Below are 5,273 nucleotides of genomic sequence, written 5' to 3'. Positions count from 1 at the left end.
GCCGTGCGCCGACGCGCCACGCACGGTGCACCCACCCGTGCAGGCGTTGGCATCCCGCCCGGTGCCGTCGCCCGGTGTTGGCGCGGCGCCGCCGCTGTCCGGGCGGGCCATGCTGGTGCTGGTGTTCCTGCCGTTCGCGCTGGGCCATTTCCTGTCCTGCCTGCTGCGCACGGTGAACGCGACGCTGGCGCCGCAGCTGGTGGCGGCGCTGGCGCTGACGCCGGGCCAGCTGGGATTGCTGACCAGCGCGTTTTTCCTCGCGTTCGCGCTGGCCCAGCTGCCGGTCGGCATCGCGCTCGACCGCTGGGGGCCGGCCAGGGTGCAGTTGCCGATGCTGCTGCTGGCCGGCGTCGGCGCGCTGGCGTTTGCCGGCGGCCACAGCTTCGCCCAACTGCTGGCGGCGCGCGCGCTGATGGGGCTGGGACTGGGCGGCTGCTTCATGGCGGCGGTGAAGGCGATTTCGACCTGGATCGCGCCGTCGCGCTTGCCGTCGGTGCAGGGCTATCTGATCGCCGTCGGCGGCCTGGGCGCGGCGGCGGCCACCTTGCCGGTGCGGCTGGCGCTGCACTACATGGACTGGCGCGGGCTGTTCCTCTGGCTGGCGCTGGCGGCCGCGCTGACCGGGGTGCTGATCCGCTGCCTGGGCGGCGGCACCGGGCGGGCGCCAACCGGCCTTGCTGGCGGGGCTGGGCCAGGTGTACCGGCATCCGGCGTTCCGCGAGACCACGGCGCTGGTGCTGCTGCCGCACACGGTGTTTTTCGGCATCCAGGGCCTGTGGATCAGCCGCTGGCTCAGCGACGTGGCGCGTTTCACGGAGGAGGCGGTCGGCTACCTGCTGTACCTGGGCATGGCGGCGGTGATCTTCGGCGCCATCGCGGTCGGCATGGTGACCGAGTGGGCCGGCCGGCGCGGCATGCGGCCGGCCAGCGTGGCGTCGATGGGCGTGGCGTTGTTCGTGCTGGTGCAGCTGGGCTTTGTGCTCGACTGGCGGCCCAGCTACCAGCTGCTGTCGGTGCTGTTCACGCTGATCGGCACGGTGACCGGCATCGAGTACACCATCGTCGCGCAAAGCCTGCCGGGCACGCTGACGGGGCGCGCCGCCACCTGTCTGAACCTGCTGATCTTCGCCGGCGCGTTCGCGGTGCAGGCCGGCTTCGGCGCGCTGGTCGGCTGCTGGCGGCCCGATGCGCTTGGCCATTATCCGGCCGAGGCCTACCGCAGCGCCTTCCTGGTGCTGGTGCTGCTGCAGCTGCCGGGGCTCGTCTGGTTTGCGCGGCGGCGCACGGCAATCCGGTAGAATGGGGTTCCGATTCCGACAGCGGTACTTGCTTGCGATGACTGATACCCAACATGTGTTCGCCACCCTGCCGCAGACCTGGCAGGCCTGGATCATGGACAACCTGGAGCGCGGCTGCAGCCCGCTCGACATGGCCAACAGCATGGCCCGTTCCGGCCAGCACAGCATGGCGGTGGCGCGCGCCTCGATCGACGAGGCGCTGCGCATCCGCGCTGGCGGCGCCGCGGCCAATGGGCTGGCGGCCGAGGCGGCCGACGCCGCGACGACGGCCGGCAGCGCGTTCACGGCGCCGCGCGAGCTGCCGTACATCGATACCAGCAGCAATCGCATCGCCACGCCCGACCGCGAGGTGGAGGTGTTGTTCGTGCTCAAGCAGCCGCAGGTGATCCTGCTCGGCAACGTGATGAGCGACGAGGAGTGCGACGCCATCATCGCCCACTGCGGCAGCCGCTACACGCGCTCGACCGTGACCTCGGAGGGCGACGGCGCCAGCGTGGTGCACGAGGGCCGCACCTCGGAGATGGCCTTCATCCAGCGCGGCGAGGCCGAGGTGGCCGAGCGCATCGACCGGCGGCTGGCGGCGCTGGCGCACTGGTCGCCCGAGTGCAGCGAGCCGTTCCAGCTGCAAAAGTACGATCCGACCCAGGAATACCGCCCGCACTACGACTGGCTGGACCCGGACAGCGCCGGCCACCGCAGCCATCTGCTGCGCGGCGGCCAGCGCCTGGCCACCTTCGTGCTGTACCTGTGCGATGTGGAGGCCGGCGGCGGCACGGTGTTCCCCAGCCTGGGGCTGGAAGTGTTCCCGAAGAAGGGCAGCGCGCTGTGGTTCCTCAACACCGACAGCAACCACCAGCCGGACCGCCAGACCCTGCACGGCGGCGCGCCGGTGGTGCGCGGCACCAAGATCATCGCCAACAAATGGCTGCGGCAGGAGCGCTACGGTTAAAATGTCGCTGACTTGTTAACCGGGGTGAAGAATGCGACTCGTACGTTACGGCCGTCCAGGCAAAGAAAAACCAGGCTTGATCGATGATGAGGGCAAGCTGCGCGACCTGTCCGGCGTGATCGCCGATGTCGACGCGGCCACGCTGGCGCCGAAGGCGCTGCGCAAGCTGGAGAAGCTGGCGCACGCCGCGCTGCCGCTGGTGCGCGGCAATCCGCGCTTCGGCGTGCCGGTGGCGCGCGTGGGCAAATTCATCTGCATCGGCCTCAATTACGCCGACCACGCGGCCGAATCGGGCCTGCCGCTGCCCAAGGAACCGATCGTGTTCCTGAAGGCGACCTCGGCGCTGAACGGGCCGGACGATCCGATCATGCTGCCGCAGGGCTCGAAGAAGACCGACTGGGAAGTCGAGCTGGGCGTGGTGATCGGTTCGCGCGCGCAGTACGTCAGCGAAGCCGACGCGCTCAAATACGTGGCCGGCTATTGCGTGGTCAACGATGTGTCCGAGCGCGAGTATCAGCTGGAGCGCGGCGGCCAGTGGGACAAGGGCAAGGGCTGCGACACCTTCGGCCCGGTCGGCCCGTGGCTGGTCACGCCCGAGGATCTGTACGACGTGCAGGATCTCGATCTGTACCTGGAGGTGAACGGCAAGCGCATGCAGACCGGGAATACCTCGACCATGGTGTTCACGGTGGCGCAGATCGTCAGCTACCTGTCGCGCTTTATGACGCTGGAACCGGGCGACGTGATCGCCACCGGCACGCCGCCCGGCGTGGGCATGGGCCGCACGCCCAAGCGCTACCTGAAGAAGGGCGACCGGGTGCGCGTGGGCATCGCCGGCCTGGGCGAGCAGCAGGCCGAGGTCATCGCCTGGACGGTGAAGAAGTAAGGCTTAGCCGCTGCGCGCCAGCGCCGAGTACAGCGCTTCCTCGAGGCGGCCGGCGATGTCGGCCAGCTCATTTTCGCTGGCGATGAACGGCGGCGCCAGCAGCACGTGGTCGCCGTGGCGGCCGTCGATGGTGCCGCCCATCGGGTAGACCATCAGGCCGCGCGCCATGGCTTCCTCCTTGACGGCCGCGTGCAGCCGGCGCGCCGGCGCGAACGGCTGCTTGCTGACGCGGTCGCGCACCAGTTCGACGCCGACCAGCAGGCCGCGGCCGCGCACGTCGCCGACGTGCGATGCTCGGCGAAGGTGTCGCGCTGTATCACTTTCTGCACCGCCAGCGCGGCGGCGGCCGCCACCGGGTGGCCCATGTAGGTGTGGCCGTGCTGGAAGGCGCCGCTGCCGTCGCGCAGGCGCCCGACGATGTGGGCGCGCGCCAGCACCGCGCCGATCGGCTGGTAGCCGGCGCCCAGTCCTTTGCCCAACACCACCAGGTCGGGCAGCACCCCTTCCTGTTCGAACGCGTACAGCGTGCCGCAGCGGCCCATGCCGCACATGACTTCATCGAGGATCAGCAGCAGGCCATACTGGTCGCACAGCCGGCGCACGCCGCGGAAGTAGCCCGGCGTGGGCGGCACCGCGCCGGCGGTGGCGCCGACCACGGTTTCGGCGACGAAGCCGATGACGTTGCGGGGACCGGTCCGCAGGATGGTGTCCTCGAGCTGGCGCAGCAGGGCGGCGGTGTAGTCGTCGGTGGTCTGGCCGTCGGCGCGGCCGCGGTATTCGTAGCAGGGGTCGATGCGCGGGACGTCGATCAGCAGCGGCGCGAACGGCGCGCGGCGCCATTCGTTGCCGCCGACGGCCAGCGCGCCCAGGGTGTTGCCGTGGTAGCTCTGGCGGCGCGCGATGAAGGTGGCGCGCTGCGGTTGGCCGGCTTCCAGCCAGTACTGGCGCGCCAGCTTGAGCGCGGTTTCCATCGCTTCCGAGCCGCCGGAGACCAGGTACACGTGATCGAGGTCGCCGGGGGCGTCGTTGGCCAGGCGGTCGGCCAGTTCCTCGGCGGCGTCGCAGGTGAAGAAGGCGGTGTGGGCGTAGGCGCAGCGGTCGATCTGGGCGTGCATGGCGGCCAGCACGTCGGGGTGGCCATGGCCGAGCGAGGAGACGGCGGCGCCGCCGCTGGCGTCGAGGTAGGCGCGGCCGTGATTGTCGTAGACTGTGAGGCCGGCGGCGCGCGCGGCGACCGGCGGCGCGCGCCGCAGGTTGCGGTGGATGATGTGGCTCATGGCGTCCTTTCGCGGTGAGGGGCAGACTGCCGACGATAGCCGCGATTGCGCGCGCCGTTATTGATGTAGGCCGAAGATTGAGGAGATGGGCATGGAAGATCGATTGGGACCGATTCCGTTCGCGCAGATGAGCGCCAGCCAGCAGGTGGCGGCGCAGGCGGTGATCGATGGCCCGCGCGGCGCCTTGTACGGGCCGTTCGTGCCGCTGATCCGCTCGCCGGAGCTGATGGCGGCGGCGCAGCGCATGGGCGAGTATCTGCGCTACCGCAGCGCGATCGGCACGCGGCTGACCGAGCTGGCGATCCTGGTGACGGCGCGCGAGTGGAGCCAGCAGGTGGAATGGGCGATCCACGCGCCGATCGCGCGCGAGTACGGCATCGCCGAGGAGGTGATCGGCGCCATCGCCGCGCGCCGGCGGCCGGACGGGCTGCTGGCCGACGAGGCGCTGGTGGTCGAGTTTTGTCTGCAGCTGCACCGCCGGCAGCGTGTCGATGACGCCACTTACGCGGCGGCGCTGGCGGCGTTCGGCGAGCATGGGGTGGTGGATCTGATGGGCATCAACGGTTACTACACGTTTCTGGCGATGGTGATGAACGCGGCGCAGACGGCGGTGCCGGCGTCGGCCGCGCCGCCGCTGCCGGAGTAGGGCTTGTGTGGGCCAGCGCACAGTGTGGCCGGCCCGGCTGCGGATAATCCCTCTGCTGAACCATAGCCAGGAGGGGCGCGTATGTCCGATCCAGTCGATGATGCCGAGGATGCGCCGCAGCCGGTGCTGTCGCGGCGCGGATTCTTGCAGGGGGCGCTGGCATCGGCCGCGCTGAACGCGGCGCCGCAGACGCTGGCCGCGCAACCGGCGCGCGCGC

General features: G+C 70.5%; 4 protein-coding genes and 2 pseudogenes. 5 read left to right on the top strand and 1 reads right to left on the bottom strand.

What is annotated here, in order from left to right; genetic code table 11:
• Nucleotides 1–109 precede the first annotated feature (109 nt).
• The 4 genes and pseudogenes from E4L98_RS30840 to E4L98_RS21970 all read left to right on the top strand — a co-directional run.
• Nucleotides 110–610, top strand: a pseudogene (locus E4L98_RS30840) (MFS transporter); the annotation flags it as partial.
• Between the two features lie 64 nt (nt 611–674).
• The gene (locus E4L98_RS30835) at nt 675–1,298 is read left to right on the top strand and encodes an MFS transporter (RefSeq protein WP_229257508.1); all 624 of its coding nucleotides are present in this window, start codon (nt 675–677) and stop codon (nt 1,296–1,298) included.
• A gap of 37 nt (nt 1,299–1,335) precedes the next feature.
• Complete coding sequence (locus E4L98_RS21975) at nt 1,336–2,247, top strand: 2OG-Fe(II) oxygenase (RefSeq protein WP_229257507.1); 912 nt, start codon at nt 1,336–1,338, stop codon at nt 2,245–2,247.
• A 31-nt stretch (nt 2,248–2,278) separates the two neighbouring features.
• A complete protein-coding gene (locus tag E4L98_RS21970; RefSeq protein WP_135203681.1) occupies nt 2,279–3,133 on the top strand; it encodes a fumarylacetoacetate hydrolase family protein in 855 nt (284 codons plus the stop codon).
• 3 nt (nt 3,134–3,136) lie between these two features.
• Here the strand turns inward: E4L98_RS21970 and E4L98_RS21965 are convergent.
• A pseudogene (locus E4L98_RS21965) lies at nt 3,137–4,410 on the bottom strand (aspartate aminotransferase family protein).
• Between the two features lie 91 nt (nt 4,411–4,501).
• Between E4L98_RS21965 and E4L98_RS21960 the strand changes: the two are divergent.
• Nucleotides 4,502–5,056, top strand: coding sequence for a carboxymuconolactone decarboxylase family protein (locus E4L98_RS21960; RefSeq protein ID WP_135203680.1), 555 nt, complete (start codon nt 4,502–4,504; stop codon nt 5,054–5,056).
• The last annotated feature ends 217 nt before the right edge of the window (nt 5,057–5,273 follow it).

The organism is Duganella callida (assembly GCF_004614165.1).
Lineage (GTDB): Bacteria > Pseudomonadota > Gammaproteobacteria > Burkholderiales > Burkholderiaceae_D > Rugamonas > Rugamonas callida.
Note: the sequence above shows the minus strand (reverse complement) of the source record. Positions and strands in the feature narration are given on the sequence as shown.